Source organism: Inquilinus sp. CA228 (assembly GCF_052078665.1).
GTDB lineage: Bacteria > Pseudomonadota > Alphaproteobacteria > DSM-16000 > Inquilinaceae > Inquilinus.
On sequence record NZ_JBQJIK010000010.1, the window covers coordinates 12,353 to 26,265 of the forward strand.

14 protein-coding genes and 1 pseudogene are annotated in these 13,913 nt (G+C 71.7%); 7 read left to right on the plus strand and 8 right to left on the minus strand.

Translation table 11 applies throughout. The annotated features are described in order from the left end of the window. Positions 1 to 35 precede the first annotated feature (35 nt). On the plus strand, positions 36 to 428 hold the full coding sequence (gene crcB / locus ACTOWL_RS06445) for a fluoride efflux transporter CrcB (RefSeq protein ID WP_441320378.1): 393 nt from the start codon (positions 36 to 38) through the stop codon (positions 426 to 428). A gap of 90 nt (positions 429 to 518) precedes the next feature. Then, positions 519 to 1,022 (plus strand): hypothetical protein, encoded by a 504-nt coding sequence (locus tag ACTOWL_RS06450; protein ID WP_441320379.1) that lies wholly within the window; start codon positions 519 to 521, stop codon positions 1,020 to 1,022. A gap of 3 nt (positions 1,023 to 1,025) precedes the next feature. On the opposite strand, the gene ACTOWL_RS06455 is transcribed toward ACTOWL_RS06450, so the two are convergent. The 8 genes and pseudogenes from ACTOWL_RS06455 to ACTOWL_RS06490 all read right to left on the minus strand — a co-directional run bounded on the left by ACTOWL_RS06455 (position 1,026) and on the right by ACTOWL_RS06490 (position 9,543). Then, on the minus strand, positions 1,026 to 1,709 hold the full coding sequence (locus ACTOWL_RS06455) for a DUF2459 domain-containing protein (RefSeq protein WP_441320380.1): 684 nt from the start codon (positions 1,707 to 1,709) through the stop codon (positions 1,026 to 1,028). Next, on the minus strand, positions 1,706 to 2,587 hold the full coding sequence (locus ACTOWL_RS06460; protein ID WP_441320381.1) for a hypothetical protein: 882 nt from the start codon (positions 2,585 to 2,587) through the stop codon (positions 1,706 to 1,708). The genes ACTOWL_RS06455 and ACTOWL_RS06460 overlap by 4 nt, the downstream gene beginning before the upstream one ends. Positions 2,588 to 2,654: 67 nt before the next feature. Then, the gene (locus ACTOWL_RS06465; RefSeq protein WP_441320382.1) at positions 2,655 to 3,578 is read right to left on the minus strand and encodes an aspartyl/asparaginyl beta-hydroxylase domain-containing protein; all 924 of its coding nucleotides are present in this window, start codon (positions 3,576 to 3,578) and stop codon (positions 2,655 to 2,657) included. Positions 3,579 to 3,671: 93 nt separating this feature from the next. Then, the gene (locus ACTOWL_RS06470; RefSeq protein WP_441320383.1) at positions 3,672 to 4,712 is read right to left on the minus strand and encodes a LacI family DNA-binding transcriptional regulator; all 1,041 of its coding nucleotides are present in this window, start codon (positions 4,710 to 4,712) and stop codon (positions 3,672 to 3,674) included. A 19-nt stretch (positions 4,713 to 4,731) separates the two neighbouring features. Beyond that, positions 4,732 to 5,541 (minus strand): aldo/keto reductase, encoded by an 810-nt coding sequence (locus tag ACTOWL_RS06475; protein WP_441320384.1) that lies wholly within the window; start codon positions 5,539 to 5,541, stop codon positions 4,732 to 4,734. Positions 5,542 to 5,831: 290 nt separating this feature from the next. Next, positions 5,832 to 5,906: pseudogene (locus ACTOWL_RS06480) on the minus strand (recombinase family protein); the annotation flags it as partial. Continuing rightward, positions 5,903 to 6,379: a recombinase family protein gene (locus tag ACTOWL_RS06485; protein WP_441320385.1), complete on the minus strand. Its 477-nt coding sequence runs from the start codon at positions 6,377 to 6,379 to the stop codon at positions 5,903 to 5,905. The pseudogene ACTOWL_RS06480 and the gene ACTOWL_RS06485, both read right to left, overlap by 4 nt. A 161-nt stretch (positions 6,380 to 6,540) precedes the next feature. Beyond that, complete coding sequence (locus tag ACTOWL_RS06490) at positions 6,541 to 9,543, minus strand: hypothetical protein (protein WP_441320386.1); 3,003 nt, start codon at positions 9,541 to 9,543, stop codon at positions 6,541 to 6,543. Positions 9,544 to 9,755: 212 nt separating this feature from the next. Here ACTOWL_RS06490 and ACTOWL_RS06495 point away from each other — a divergent pair, with 212 nt between their 5' ends. The 5 genes from ACTOWL_RS06495 to ACTOWL_RS06515 all read left to right on the plus strand — a co-directional run bounded on the left by ACTOWL_RS06495 (position 9,756) and on the right by ACTOWL_RS06515 (position 13,760). Continuing rightward, on the plus strand, positions 9,756 to 10,613 hold the full coding sequence (locus tag ACTOWL_RS06495) for a hypothetical protein (protein WP_441320387.1): 858 nt from the start codon (positions 9,756 to 9,758) through the stop codon (positions 10,611 to 10,613). A 177-nt stretch (positions 10,614 to 10,790) separates the two neighbouring features. Further along, complete coding sequence (gene ripC / locus ACTOWL_RS06500) at positions 10,791 to 11,621, plus strand: itaconate degradation C-C-lyase RipC (protein ID WP_441320388.1); 831 nt, start codon at positions 10,791 to 10,793, stop codon at positions 11,619 to 11,621. A gap of 11 nt (positions 11,622 to 11,632) precedes the next feature. Further along, entirely contained in the window at positions 11,633 to 12,160 is a 528-nt protein-coding gene (ripB, locus tag ACTOWL_RS06505; protein ID WP_441320389.1) for a (R)-specific enoyl-CoA hydratase RipB/Ich, read from the plus strand. 27 nt (positions 12,161 to 12,187) lie between these two features. Further along, positions 12,188 to 13,510 (plus strand): acetyl-CoA hydrolase/transferase family protein, encoded by a 1,323-nt coding sequence (locus tag ACTOWL_RS06510; RefSeq protein WP_441320390.1) that lies wholly within the window; start codon positions 12,188 to 12,190, stop codon positions 13,508 to 13,510. Positions 13,511 to 13,544: 34 nt separating this feature from the next. Then, the gene (locus tag ACTOWL_RS06515; protein ID WP_441320391.1) at positions 13,545 to 13,760 is read left to right on the plus strand and encodes a hypothetical protein; all 216 of its coding nucleotides are present in this window, start codon (positions 13,545 to 13,547) and stop codon (positions 13,758 to 13,760) included. The last annotated feature ends 153 nt before the right edge of the window (positions 13,761 to 13,913 follow it).

Below are 13,913 nucleotides of genomic sequence, written 5' to 3' on the forward strand. Positions count from 1 at the left end.
GTGTAGCATGCGGAGACGCAAGAGGGGATCGTCGCGTGGGGACGTATCTGTGGGTCGCGGCCGGCAGCGCGCTGGGCGGCATGGCGCGGTACTGGTGCTCCGGCTTCGTCGCCGAGCGCGCCGGCGAGGCCTTTCCCTGGGGCACGCTGATCATCAACGTCCTCGGCTCCTTCGTCATCGGCCTGTTCGGCGGCCTGACCGGGCCGGACGGCCGCTTCCTGGTCAGCCCGGAGGTGCGGATCTTCGTCATGGTCGGGCTGTGCGGCGGCTACACCACCTTCTCCGCCTTCAGCCTGCAGACCTTGGCGCTGATGCAGGAGGGCGAATGGGCCCGGGCCGGCGCCAATGTGGGGCTATCGGTGGTATTGTGCCTGATCGCGGTCTGGCTCGGCGTCGCCGCGGCCGGGGCGGCGCTGAAAGGAGTCTGACGGCACAGGATTTTCCCGCCATCCGTGCATAAAGGGATATTATCATCCCGCAAGGGAATCGAGTCGGTTCAAGGACGGGGAGAACAGGTGATGAGGCTCGGGATCGTGGCGGGAATCGTGCTGCTGGGGGTGCTGGCGGGCTGTGTACCGAAGCCGCTGCCGCCCGACCCAACCGCCGAGCAGCTGCTGGCCCACGGCGCCAAGCCGATCCCGCGCACGGCGCTGGCCGAACGGCTGACCGACAAGACGGTCTACGGCACCTTCTCGGTCGACACCAACACCGCCACGGCCGGCGACGCCTGGACCGAATACTTCGCCCCGGACGGGCAGCTCTGGTACCGCGACCGGCGCACCACCTTCCGCGGCCGCTGGCATGTGCCGGACGACAAGGACGAGCTGTGCCTGAGCTTCCGCGAGGGCGAGGACCGCTGCGCCAAACTCTATGAGCTCGGCACCACGCTGCAGTTCATCTCCACCGCCCAGGGCCCCTATCAGGGTCGCGCCATCTCCTACGCCGACAAGGTGGCGGATGGCGACATGGAAGGCTTCGTGCCGAAGAAGCCGGAGCCGCGCAAGCGCCGGCCGCGGAAATAGGGGTCATCCCAGCGGCCACATCACGCCGAAGCTGAACGGCGCCCACAGCGCGGTCGGCGCCCCGGCCGCGCGCAGCGCCTCCGCGGTCCAGACATTGCAGGTGCGCCAGGCGCGGTAGGTGCCGTGCGCGGCGTAGAAGGCCTCGTGGGTTCCGGTCCCCGGCGGCGCCGCCAGGATACCGCGGCCGGCCGGGTCCAGCGCCGCGGTGCCGCGGATGAAGCCGATCAGCGCGTCTCGCCCCGCCCGGTCCAGCGCCAGCCGGGTGCAGCCCGGCACGCCCGCCGGGTCCAGCACATAAACCACGTGCAGGGCGGTGGGGCCGCCGCCGAACAGCGCCGCCATCGCGGTGCGGAGGCGGAGATCGGCCCAGCTCGGCGTCTCGCGGTAGAAGGTCAGGTCGCCCCAGCCGAAGGCGACATGCAGGTTCGGCACGAAGGCGACCGGCACCGCATCCGGGAACACCGCGGTCCAGTCGACCAGCCCGTCCCGCGCCGGCAGCACGATGTCGGTGTGTGTCAGCGTGGCGCAGACATAGGCCGGCGGATCGCTCGCGGCGACCTGCTGCGCACGGCCGCCGAGCGGCACCAGGGCCAGCGCCGCGGCGACGGCGATGTAGAGCACGGCGAGGCCGAGCAGCCCGGCGGCCAGGGCGGCGACGGTCGCCAGCAGCAGGCGCAGCGCCCTCATCCGCGCACCCCGAAGATCCAGCCCTCGGTCCGGGCGGTGGCGGGGTCGAGGCCCGGCGGCGACCACACGGCGGGGTCCGCGGCCAGCGCCCGCAGCCCGGCCGCGGCCACCAGCGCGTCGGTGGCGTGGTCGGTCAAGGGATCGGGCGCCGCGGCCGGCCCGCTGCCGAGCCGCGCCAGCGCGGCATCGAGCTCGCCCCGGTCGCGCACCTTGGCGCTGGCGGTGCGGCCGGACCGGCGCCAGAACAGGCGCGGGAAGATCTCGACCATGACCAGCGGCTGCACCGCCGGCGCCTCGAACGGCCACACCGCCAGCCGCCCGTCGAGCCGGCGGCGCAGATGATGCAGCACGCGCATCCCGGCCAGCGCGCCGGGCCCGACCGTCTTCGGCCCGAACTGCTTGAACGGGCTGTCGGGCGCGCCCAGCCGGTCGCGGCGGCAGGCCAGCTCGGCGGCGCGGTGCGGCTCGACCCAGCCGGCCGGGCGCGGCCCGCGAAGCCAGAAATCGGCGACATAGTCGGCATGGCGGGCGAAGCCGGCACCGTGGAAGTCCGGCGCCTCCGCCGCGACCCGGTCGACCAGCGCCCACAGCGCCCGGGCATCGCCGCCCGGCGGCAGATAGCCGGCGGCGACGGCGAAGGGCAGCGAGAAGGCGCAGTCGATCCCGGCCAGCACCCTCCCGCCGCCCGCGGCCTGGGCCTCGAGCCATCCGGCCACGGCGGTCCGGGTCCAGCACCGGCCGGCCGGCGGCGGCAGCAGCATCGGCCCCTCGGCGCCGGCCCGGCACTCGGCCACGGCGACGCCGTCATAGGCGCCGAGCGCGCCGGACCAGTCGATGGCGACGAAACGGTCGAAGGTCTGTTCGCTGTCGGATGTCACGAGGGCCACGCCTGGCAAAGGCATTCCGGCAAGCCTGGTCCAGGGGCGTGGCCGAAGCGTGGCGGAGTTACGCGAGAACCAGGAAGGCGCCGAGCAGCCCGCCGAAGAAGGCGTATTTGATCGCGTAGTACAGCTTCCGGTTCTTCTTCTTGATGCCCTTGAAGTAGGTCCGGATCGGATAGATGTAGGCGAACGCCTTGTTCAGCCCCGAGACCTTGTCGCCGTCGGCGTTGCGGGTGGCGCCGGCCTGGATCAGGTATTTGGCGAAGAAGCGGTTCACCGCCAGCGCCCAGCGGAACCGCATCGGCCGCTCGACGTCGCAGAACAGGATCACCCGGTTCTCGTCGGAAAAATTCTCGGCGTAGTGGATGAAGGTCTCGTCGAACACCACATCCTCGCCGTCGCGCCAGCTGTAGGACTTGCCGTCGACGATGATGCGGCAGCGGTCGTCGTTCGGCGTGATCAGGCCGAGATGATAGCGCAGCGAGCCGGCATAGGGGTCGCGATGCGCCACCAGCTTGCCGCCCGGCGGCAGCGAGGTGAACATCGCCGCCTTCAGGGTCGGGATGGTCTGCACCAGCGCCACCGAGCGCGGGCACTGCGCCGCGGCCGAGGGCAGCGGGTCGCCGTACCACTTCAGATAGTAGCGCTTCCAGCCGCGTCGGAAGAACGAGTTGAAGCCGACATCGTCGAGCTTGTCCGAGCCCTTGATGTCGCCCTCCTCCTGCAGCTTCAGCGCCTCGTCGCGCAGGACGTGCCAGTTGTCCTTCAGCGCCTGCAGCTCGGGGAAGCTGCGCGGGTCGTGATAGGGCGTGCTCGGCACCCGCGAGAACAGGTACATGAAGCAGTTGATCGGCGCGAAGAAGGTCGAATGGTCGGTCAGCTGGCGGGTGAAGCGGTGCCGCACCTGGCCGCGGAAATGCACCCACAGCGCCGAGGCGATATAGGCGTAGACGATCAGGAACTTCGGCGCGAACACAGTGGCCAGCATCTGGGCCATACCTCCAACCGGGACCCGGGCGACGGGACCGGGTTTGCGACCAATTCGCACGCTCTATACCATTCCCCCGACCTTACCGATAGGTCAGGGCGCCGCAGGGCCCCTGCCCTGCCGCGGCCGGGTGGAGTCGCGGATCACCAGCTCCGGGTCGATCAGCCGGACCTCGGGCTGCGGCAGCCGGTCGGGCGACCCGATCAGGATCATCAGCCGCTCCACCGCCAGCCGGGCGACGGCATCGACCGCGTAATGCACGGTGGTGATCGGCACGGCCGAGAAGGCCGCGATTTCGGTGTCGTCATAGCCGACGATGGCCAGGTCCTGCGGGATCCGCAGCCGGTTCTCGACGCACCAGCGCATGGCGCCGATCGCCAGGGAATCGTTCGTGGCGAACAGGGCGCTGGGCCGCAGCCCGGCCTGCATCATCCCGGCCAGCGCCCGGTGGCCCTCGGTCGCGCCATGGCCGCCGGGATCGACGATCAGGGCCGGGTCCGCCGCCATCCCCGCCTCCGCCAGCGCCGCCAGATAGCCTTCCAGCTTCTCGCGGTTGCCGAGCGGATGCGCCGCATCCAGGAAGCCGATGCGGCGGTGGCCGAGATCGAGCAGGTGCCTTGTCGCCTTATAGGCGCCGCGCCGGTCGTCGACCGTGACCACATCCATGCCGGCATCCGGGTCCGCGACCAGCAGGATCAGCGGGTGGTCGGCGTCGCGCAGCGGCCGGATATGGTCCAGCCGGCGATGGCTGGTCGGATAGACCAGGATGCCGTCGACCTGGCGCGCCCGGAACACGTCGAGCGCCCGGATCTCCTTCTCCAGCACATTGTCGCTGGCCGCCAGCATCAGGCTGTAGCCGCGGTCGGCCAGTTCGCGCTCCAGCGCCCGCGCCGCCTGGGTCAGGATCGGGTTGGTGATGTCGGTCAGCAGCAGCCCGACCGTCCGGGTCCGGCGGCTGACCAGGGACTGGGCGACGCTGTTCGGCAGGTAGTTCAGCCGCCGCGCCTCGGCCCGGATGGCCGCCCGCGTCTCCTCGGGGATGCGCGGGCTGTCGCGCAGCGCCAGCGACACCGTGTTGGCCGAGAAGCCGGTGGCGTCGGCGATGTCCTTCAGGCGGGCGCGCGATTTCGGCATCAAGGTCCTCGCGGCCGGCTCAATCCCAGGCCGGCCCCCACTCCGGATCGATCATTCGCCCGCCGCGGTCAAGGCCGGCGATCGCCGCCCTCTCGGCATCGTCCAGCGTCAGCGCCGTGGCGGCGAAGTTGGCGCGCATCCGCTCCGGCCGGGCCGAGGCCGGGATCACGATCAGGCCGAGGCGCAGCAGGAAGGCCAGCGCCACCTGGCCGGGTTCGGCGCCGTGCCGCCGGGCGATGCCCTGCAGCACCGGGTCGTCCGCCACCTTGCCCTTGGCCAGCGGCATATAGGCGGTGACGGCGATCCCGGCCGCGGCGCAATGGTCGCGCAGGAGGCGGTTCTGCAGGAAGGGATGGACCTCGACCTGGTTGGTGGCGATCGCGTCGGCGCCGATCAGCCCCCGCGCCCGGTCGACCAGCGCGATCGGGAAGTTCGACACCCCGATCAGCCGGGCCAGGCCGCGGTCGCGCGCCTCGGCCAGCGCCGTGACGTAGTCGGCGAAGGGCACCGCGTCGCCGGGCGACGGCCAATGGATCAGCAGCAGGTCGACCCGGTCGGTCTGCAGCGCCTCCAGGCTGGCCCGCACGCTGGGCAGGAAGCGGTCCCGCGACAGGTTGGTGGTGTTGACCTTGGTGGTCAGGAACACCTCGTCCCGCTTCAGGCCGGACCGGCGCAGCGCCCGGCCGACCGGCCGTTCGGTGTCGTAGCTCTGCGCCGTGTCGAGATGGCGGTAGCCGATCTCCAGCGCCGCCAGGATCGCCTCGGCCCCCGCGTCGCCGGTGCGGCCATAGGTGCCCAGCCCCATCGGCGGAATCCGCGCCTCGCCCATACCTCCGCTCCATCCAAAGGACCCGATCGCCGGCCCGGTACACACGCTATCCTGCCCGTTCCCGGTTTAACGTTAATACGCAACCTCCCGACCGCGCGGTCAAGGGCCGCGACACGAAGGTGATCGGACTGTCCGGCCTGCCGCCTCGCGAACCGTGAGGCCCTGGGCGATGAGTGTCCTGGCCCGGCGGAGCTTTTTCTCCCGGCTTCTGTCCGCCCCGGCCGCGGGCCGCCCCGGCCGCGGGCGGCGTCGAGACCGGCGCGGGTCCGTTCCCGGATGAGGTCACGCTCGAATGGCCCGAGGGCGCCGAAGATGTGGTGGATCAGCCGGCCGCCGGGCGTGGTGGTGTCGATCGCCTCCGTCAGGGAGCGGAAGCCACGCGCCCCGAGTCTCCAACGCGTTCACGGTTTCGATCAGATGCGGTAGCGCGCGGCCGAGGCGGTTCAGCGTCCACGCTGCCCTCTCGCACGAAGGCCAAGGTCACCGTCAGACCTGGCCGGTCAGCTTCGCCGCCGGACGCATTGTCCTGGACCACCCGGACGCAGCCGCCCTTGGCAAGAGCGTCGAACTGCAGCGCCGGATCCTGGTCGGCCGTCGAAACCCGCGCATACCGATCTCCGCCATCGCGCACCGGCCCGTGTCCGGAAACCCGTCCGGCAAACCATCTGTCCGGAAAGCCATCGACACCGCGCCTGGCGGAAGATTGCGGCCCGGCCGTTGAGCGGACAGGCACCAACGCTTTCACGATGCTGCACCTCCCTTCGGGGCCTGCTTTCGGCTCGGTGCGGACCGCTCCCTGCGATGCCTCTGGAGGCCGCTCCGTCCCCTTTGCCGTCATTCAGAGGCCCACCAGGTTGCTCTGAACCGGACATGCCCCGTCACCGTGGCGGCTCCCAAAACCGGCGCCCAGGGCGGAGCCGTCCGTCGTCTTTGCGGACATGGGAAGCGTTAACCGATCACGTCCGGAAAGCACCGTCTGCCCGGCCGGCGGGCCGCGGCTCAGCCCGGCACCAGGCCGGCCAGCGGCGGCGGCAGGCGCAGCCCGGGCACCGCGGCGCACAGCCGGCCGGCGCGCAGCGCCATGGCCGGGTCGGCCGGGTCCTGCGCCAGCAGCAGCCCGGTCCCGGCCGCCGCCAGCAGCGCGCGCTGCCGGTCGCGCGCCTCGGCCACCGGCGGCAGCCGGATGCCCGGCAGCAGCGGGCCGCGGACCAGGCCGAGGGCCAGATCGAAGGCGGCGAGACGAGCCGCCATGTCCGCCGCCGGGTCCTGCATCGCCGCCAGGGCGGCGCGCAGCCGCGCCACGTCGGTCCGCACCTGCCCGGGCGCGAGCCCGATACGGTCGTCCTCGTGCCGGACGGCCCGGGTGCCGATCAGCTTCCGCAGCCGGTAGATCGCGCTGCGCAGCGCCGGGATGGCGCGGTCGCCCTCCAGCTCCGGCCACAGCTGGTCGGCCAGGTCTTCCTGGGTCCAGTCCTCGGCCGGCCCGGCGATCAGGCACCACAGCAGCTCCATCGGCTTGCGCTGCGCCTTGCCGGTGCCCATGGCGATGCGGGCGCCGTCGACCTCGACCGCGAAGCCGCCGAGGGCGTGGATCTCGACCGGGAAGGGCCACAGCTCATGCGCGCCCTTCGGCGGCGGCAGGTCCCACAGCGCGATCACCCGCCGCGTCGCCTCGGCTTCGGCGCCGGCGGCCAGCGCCCGGTCGGCCAGCCGGGCCAGGGCCGGGCGGTTCATCCCGGCGATCCGGCGGCAGCCGAGGCGCCCGGCAGCCTCGGCGACGCGGCTCCAGGGACCGGTGACATCGCCGTTCGTGGCCGCAGCCAGGAAGGCCTCGGCCAGATCGGCATGCAGCAGGAAGGTGGCGTTGCCGGTCTGCGCCGCCACCTCGCGCAGCGTCCCGATATACGGCCGCGCCGCCTCGTCCCCGGCCATGGCATGCGCGGTCGCCAGCGGCAGGCTCTGGAGCGCGATCTGGTGCGGCCCGGCATAGCGCCGGGCATAGTCCAGCGACTGCCCGGCCTCGGTGATCGCGGCCGCCGTGTCGCCGGCGCACAGCGCCACGAAGGCGCGCAGGTAGTGCAGCCCGATGAAATCGGTGTGCCGCCAGTGCTGCTGGGCGCAGGCGGCGTAGCGCTGCAGCATGGTCTCGGCGGCGGCCCGGTCGCCGGCGGCGGCCACCGCCTGGACGATCACATAGAAGACCATGGTCAGGCGGTGCGAAACCCGGCGGTCGCCGGCATAGGCCACGGCCTCGTCCGCCAGCCGCAGCAACGCCGCGTCGTCGCCGTCGAAATGGGCCTGGGCCAAGGCGGCATAGTACCAGGCCATGACCGACATGGCTGTCGGGCCGCGCTGCCGTGCCAGCCCCTCCAGCCGGGCCACGAAGGGACGGGCGGCGGCGAGGTCGCCGCGCAACCAGATCAGGTGGATGGCCAGCACGCTGCCCAGCATCAGCTGCATCGTCGGCGGCAGGAAGGGCAGGGTGGCCTCGATCCAGCGCCGCGCCTCCGCCGCCCCGGGATGGTCCGGCCAGCCGGTCAGGATCGCCATGCAGCGGGTGGCCATCAGGATCTGGCGGGCCACGGACGGCAGCGCCTCCAGCCGCGGCAGGGCGGCGTCGATCTGCTCGATCAGCAGCCGCAGCTCACGGTAGTCGAAGGCGTCCCACAACACCGCCCGTGCCTCGCCGCTGAGCGCCAGGGCGTATTCCAGCGGCGCCGTCTCCGGTTCCAGCGACCGGCGGATCTCGGCCAGGGTCCGCTGGGCCTCCCGCGGCTCGTAAGGAAGCCGGGCATAGGTCAGCCAGATCCGCGGCAGCGGCCGGGTCGCGACCTCGGCCGGGAACAGCTCGATCGCGTCGCACAGCTCGCGGGTGCGGCCGGTCCGCGACAGCACCGGCGCCTGGTCCAGCACCAGCAGCAGCGCCTCGTCCCCGGCGCCGGCGGCAACCAACAGGCGGGCGGCCGCCAGCGTCTCGCCGCGCCGGCCGAGATGCCGGGCCGCGATCGTCCGGGCCCGGTCCAGGGCGGGCGGCGGCAGCTCTTCGGCGGCAGCCCGCTCCAGCGCCGCCTGGAAGGCGTCGTGCTTGCGCAAGGTTCCGCCGGGCAGGCGCGAGACCAGGCCGCCGGCGCCGGCCAGGCGGTCGAGCACCGCCGGCGCCCCGGCCCCGCCCAGCTCGGCCCAGTCGGCGGCCTCCCCTTCCGGCAGGAAGGCGGTGGCCAGCAGGGCCTGCCGGTCCGCCGCAGCGTCCGCGCCGGGGCCGGCGGTGCCGGCCTGCAGCAGGGACGGGGTGACCGCGGCCAGGATGCCGGGCATCCAGCCGCCGGCCCGCCGCAGGCAGGCCAGGAACAGGTCCCGGGCCAGGGCATGGCCGCCCGGCAGGTCGCGCACGAAGTCCGGGTACTCGTCGGCGGCGACGCGCAGATCGGTCAGCAGCATCGGCGGCGGCCCGGACACTGGGTCAGGCGGGTCGAGCCGCGACAGGCAGAGGATTCGGTCCTCCGGCCGCAGCGCCGCGGCGAGGATGGGCAGCAGCGCAACCGTCACCGCCTCGGGCGGCGCCCGGTGCACGTCGTCGAAGACGATCAGCCGGGGGCCGGCCTTCCGGTCCGCCGGCGCTGAGGCGAGCCAGCGCCGCGCCGCCTCGGTGATCTCGGCGACGGCCCGGGGCGTCGGGTCGGGCGGAATGTCGGTGCCGAAGCCGTGCGGCAGGCCGAGGAAGCCGCCCAGCGTGGCGAAAAGACGCAGCGGGTCGGCGTCGGCCTCGTCGACCGCGTACCACAGCACCGCGGTGCCCTCGACCGGGTGCCAGCGCGACTCCGCCCAGGTGGCGGCCAGGGCAGTCTTGCCGGTGCCGGGCGCGGCCGAGACCCACAGCAGCGCCCGGGCCGGCGCCTGCTCCAGCCGCTCGAACAGGCGGGTGCGCAGGACCAGCCCCTCGGCCGACGGCACGGTCGGGGCGTCCAGGTCGCGGGCGTCGTCGCGCCGGCCCAATGCCTGCATGTCCGGCCCTTGTCACAAGGCGTTGAGCGTCCGGTTCTCCGGGCGGCGCCGGATCATCGGAAATATTTCCCGCTGCTGCAATCTGTGATGCATCCGTGAGGGGATCTCAGGGGCCGCGAGCCTATCGTGCCGTCAGGTTTCAAACCTTTGGAGACGGCCATGGGCACGGATTTCCTGCTGCAGGCAGCAGATGGCCGTGTCGTGAAGTCACAATGATCGGGCCTGCGGCCATGGACGGCATTCATGCCAGCTTCGACTACGGCTACGATCCCAACGTGGTCGAGACCTGCCCGATCGTGGTCCCGCCGCCGCCGGACCGGCTGCCGGTGCGGGCCACGGTCGATCCGGCCTGGCTGCCGCCGGTCGGCACCCAGACGACGCCCAGCGGCTTCGTCTGGGCGTCGATCTACGGGCTGGCCACCTACAAGGCGGCCCGCACCGCGCGCCGCACACCGTTCGAGCCAGCGTTGCAGGCCAGCCCATTCTATCCCTACATCAAGATCCTGGAGCAGTTCGGCGCGCAGCCGGGCGCCTGCACCAGCGGCCTGATCTCCTGGTGCCTCGATTTCTTGCTGGCCAATGACGGCACGCCGACTCTCGAGCAGGCGCCGGCACCGGTGCCGAAGCCCGGCCACAGCGACTGCCAGGCGGCCTGGCGGTCCTATGGCGGCGTCCTGCTGGTCTCCGACTATGCCTTCAGCATCAGCGGCTGCGGCCAGGTCGGCATCACCGGCAAGGACGGGCTCGACGCCCTGCGCGGCCTGATCGCGCGCGGCCTGCCGCTGGCCTGCGGCATCTCGCTCTATACCGATTTCCCGGCCTATGGCCAGGACGGGCCCGTGCCCTATGCCGGCAACGGCCGCCTCCTGACCCGGCCGAACGGCCGGCGCGCCGGCCAGTGCCTGATGATCCTGGGCTATGACGACGCCCTGGGCGCGGTGCTGCTGCGCAACAGTTTCGGCCCGGGCTGGGGCACCGAATGGGCCGGCAGCGGCGGCCACATGTGGATGGCCTACGACACCTTCCAGGCCCTGGCCCAGGGCAGCGCCTTCTTCATCCACGAGATCTGACCCCGTTCACCGACAGCACGCGCAACTGCAGGTCGTCCTGGCCTGTGCCGCCGGGGCGGATCAAGGCGGCGTCGAATGCGCCGCCGCGCAGCCCGGCGATCCGTTGCGTGCTGTCCGCCTCCTCGAGCGACAGACCCTTTGAAGGGACACCTCATGGCCCAAGACAGATCCCTCCCGATGCGCGGCTGGCTGTTCACGCCGGCGACGCGCCCCGACCGCTTCACCAAGGCCGCGGAGGCCGGGGCCGATGTCCTGATCATCGATCTGGAGGATGCGGTCGCGCCGGCCGACAAACCCCGCGCCCGCGCCACCGCCCTGGAGCATCTGGCGGCCCCGGCAGCGGCCGGCCCGCTGCGCGCCCTGCGCGTCAACGGGCTCGACACTCGGGCGGGCCTCGCCGATCTCGACGCGCTGCTCGGATCCGCGGCGGCGCCGGACATCCTGGTCCTGCCGAAGGCCGAGGGCCCCGGCCATCTCCAGATCCTCGACCGGCTGCTGACCGCGGCCGGCAAGGCAGCCCGGCTGGTCGGCATCGTCGAGAGCGCCCGCGGCCTCGTCGCTGCCGAGGCGATCGCCGCCGCGACGCCGCGGCTGGCCGGCCTGATGCTCGGCGCCGCCGACATGGCCGCCGATCTCGGCGCCGCCACGGCGTGGGAGCCGCTGGTGCATGCCCGCTCCCGGCTGGTTGCGGCCTGCGCGCTGGCGGGCGTGACGCCGATCGACTCGCCCTTCTTCGACCTGAAGGATGTCGCGGGCCTGGAGCGGGAGGCCGCCGCATCCGTGGCGCTGGGCTTCGCCGCCAAGGCGGCAATCCACCCGGCCCAGATCCAAGCCATCAACCGGGCGCTCACCCCGACGCCCGATCAGGTCGAGACCGCCCGCGCCATCCTGGCGGAGAACGCCAAGGGCGTCGGCACCGTCGGCGGCCTGATGATCGATGAGGCGGTGGCGCGCAACGCCCGCCGCGTCCTCGCGGCCGCCGGCCTGACCACCCATCCCCAACCCTAGGAGACATCCCCATGGACAGCATCCTGCCGGCCTACAAAGCGGTCGGCGAGCGCCGCTACCGCGAGACCTCGGGCCTCTACTGGGAGGATTTCGAGCCGGGCGACGTGTTCGAGCACCGGCCGGGCCGCACCATCCTCGACACCGACAATGTCTGGTTCACCCTGCTGACCCTGAACATCCAGCAGGTCCATTTTGATGCTGCCTACGCTGCCAAGACCGAATGGAAGAGGCTGCTGGTGGATTCGACCCTCACCCTGGCGCTCGTGACCGGCATGAGCGTGCGCACGGTCAGCGCGAAGGTCGTCGCCAATCTCGGCTGGGACAAGGTGAAGGCCAGCCATCCGGTGTTCGTCGGTGACACCCTCTATGCCGAGAGCAGGGTGCTGCACAAGCGCGAGTCAAAGAGCCGTCCGACCCAGGGGATCGTCACGGTCCTGACCCGCGGCGTCAACCAGGACGGCGTCGAGGTGATGGGCTTCGAGCGGACCATGCTGATCTACCGCCAGGGCCATTCGCCGGAAACCGCCGCCAACTACTGACCCACCCGCAGACAAGGAGACACGACGATGGACGTCGTCTTACTCTACCAGTCCAAGCTGACCACGGCCGAGGAGGCCGTGGCGGCGATCCCCTCCGGCTCCCGCCTGTCGATGGGCTTGTCCGCGGCCGAGCCGCCTGCGCTGCTGCGGGCACTGGCCGACCGCGCCGCCGCCGGAGCGGTCGGGGATCTCAGGGTCTACTACTACGAGGCCGCACGGACCGCCGGCGACACGATCCTCCGCTACGAGCTGAACGACCGCATCCGCCCCTATTGCATGTTCCTCAGCGGGGTCGAGCGGGCGCTGATCAAGCGGGGAATGGAGGAGGGTGGCCGCAAGGTGGTCGACTACGTGCCATCGACCTTCCACCAGGCCGTGCGGCTGATGACGGAGGAGATCGGCATCGACACCTTCGTCTGCACCGTCTCACCGATGGATCGGCACGGCTATTTCAGCTTCGGCACCGGCAACGACTACTCGACCAAGGTCGCCCGCTCGGCCAAGCGGCTGCTGGTCGAGGTCAACCAGAACATGCCGCGGGTGTTCGGCGAAGGCGCGCAGCTGCATGTGTCGGAGGTGGGCGCGATCGTCGAGAACCACGTGCCGCTGCTGGAGCTGCCGGGCCGCGACCCGGCGCCGGAGGACGAGGCCATCGGCCGCATCGTCGCCGGCCTGGTCCCGGACGGCGCCTGCCTGCAGATGGGCGTCGGCGCTTTGCCCAATCTGGTCTGCGCCGCGCTGCGGGACCGCAATGATCTGGGTGTGCACACAGAGGCCCTGAACCAGGGCCTGGTCGACCTCATCCGTGCCGGAACCGTGACCAACCGGCGCAAGGTACTCGACCGCGGCAAGTCGGTGTTCACCTTCGCCATGGGGCCGAAGGCGATGTTTGACTTCCTCGCCGACAACCCGGCGATCCAGAGCCGGCCGGTGGACTATGTCAACGATCCGCGGATCATTTCGCAGAATGACAATGTCATCTCGATCAACGCCACGATCCAGATCGACCTGACCGGGGCGTGCAACTCCGAGCACATGCTCGGCCACCAATACAGCGCCTCCGGCGGGCAGCTGGACTTTGTGCGCGGCGCCTATGCCTCTCGGGGCGGCAAGTCGATCATCGCCGCGCGTTCGACGGCGGCCAAGGGCACGGTCTCGCGCATCGTCCCGCGGCTCGAGGGGCCGGTGACGACACCGCGCATCGATACACATCATATCGTCACCGAGTTCGGCGCGGCGAACCTGAAAGGCTTGTCCTCGACGGAGCGCGCCCGGGCCCTGATCGGCCTGGCCCATCCCGACTATCGCGACGAGCTGACCGAGGCCGCGAAGCAGTTTCACCTGCTCTGAGCCGAGCGCCGCAACGAGGACACGGGAGAACATCATGGTTGCCGACCAGATGGTCGAGACCCTCGCCGCCGCCGGCGTCGAGCAAATCTACGGCATCGTGGGCGACAGCCTGAACGGCTTCACCGACTCGCTGCGGCGCGCCATGGCGGCATCTGGTGGCTACATGTCCGGCACGAGGGCGTCGCGGCCTTCGCCGCCGGCGCCTATGGGCGGCCGATGGTCTGTAAAAGACCGAACTCCGCCGGTGTAGCGGAAGTCCGCTTCCGGAACGCGCTCGCGATGTCTCCTATCGGGGCCTCTCGACAGGGCCTCGCGAGCGCAAAGGGCCGGCTGCGGCCAGTCCGGTGGGCGCCCGCTTTGAGGACAGCTCGGCCATGTCTGCAAATGGCGCACTCCAGCCCGC

Bases quoted from the DNA above. Each gene is read 5' to 3' on its own strand.
- ACTOWL_RS06485 (WP_441320385.1), bottom strand. From the start codon at position 6,379: ATGACGGCAAAGGGGACGGAGCGGCCTCCAGAGGCATCGCAGGGAGCG.
- ripC (WP_441320388.1), top strand. From the start codon at position 10,791: ATGCGCGGCTGGCTGTTCACGCCGGCGACGCGCCCCGACCGCTTCACC.
- ACTOWL_RS06515 (WP_441320391.1), top strand. From the start codon at position 13,545: ATGGTTGCCGACCAGATGGTCGAGACCCTCGCCGCCGCCGGCGTCGAG.
- ACTOWL_RS06490 (WP_441320386.1), bottom strand. From the start codon at position 9,543: ATGCAGGCATTGGGCCGGCGCGACGACGCCCGCGACCTGGACGCCCCG.
- ACTOWL_RS06495 (WP_441320387.1), top strand. From the start codon at position 9,756: ATGATCGGGCCTGCGGCCATGGACGGCATTCATGCCAGCTTCGACTAC.
- ACTOWL_RS06510 (WP_441320390.1), top strand. From the start codon at position 12,188: ATGGACGTCGTCTTACTCTACCAGTCCAAGCTGACCACGGCCGAGGAG.
- ACTOWL_RS06455 (WP_441320380.1), bottom strand. From the start codon at position 1,709: ATGAGGGCGCTGCGCCTGCTGCTGGCGACCGTCGCCGCCCTGGCCGCC.
- ripB (WP_441320389.1), top strand. From the start codon at position 11,633: ATGGACAGCATCCTGCCGGCCTACAAAGCGGTCGGCGAGCGCCGCTAC.
- ACTOWL_RS06465 (WP_441320382.1), bottom strand. From the start codon at position 3,578: ATGCTGGCCACTGTGTTCGCGCCGAAGTTCCTGATCGTCTACGCCTAT.
- ACTOWL_RS06470 (WP_441320383.1), bottom strand. From the start codon at position 4,712: ATGCCGAAATCGCGCGCCCGCCTGAAGGACATCGCCGACGCCACCGGC.
- ACTOWL_RS06450 (WP_441320379.1), top strand. From the start codon at position 519: ATGAGGCTCGGGATCGTGGCGGGAATCGTGCTGCTGGGGGTGCTGGCG.
- ACTOWL_RS06475 (WP_441320384.1), bottom strand. From the start codon at position 5,541: ATGGGCGAGGCGCGGATTCCGCCGATGGGGCTGGGCACCTATGGCCGC.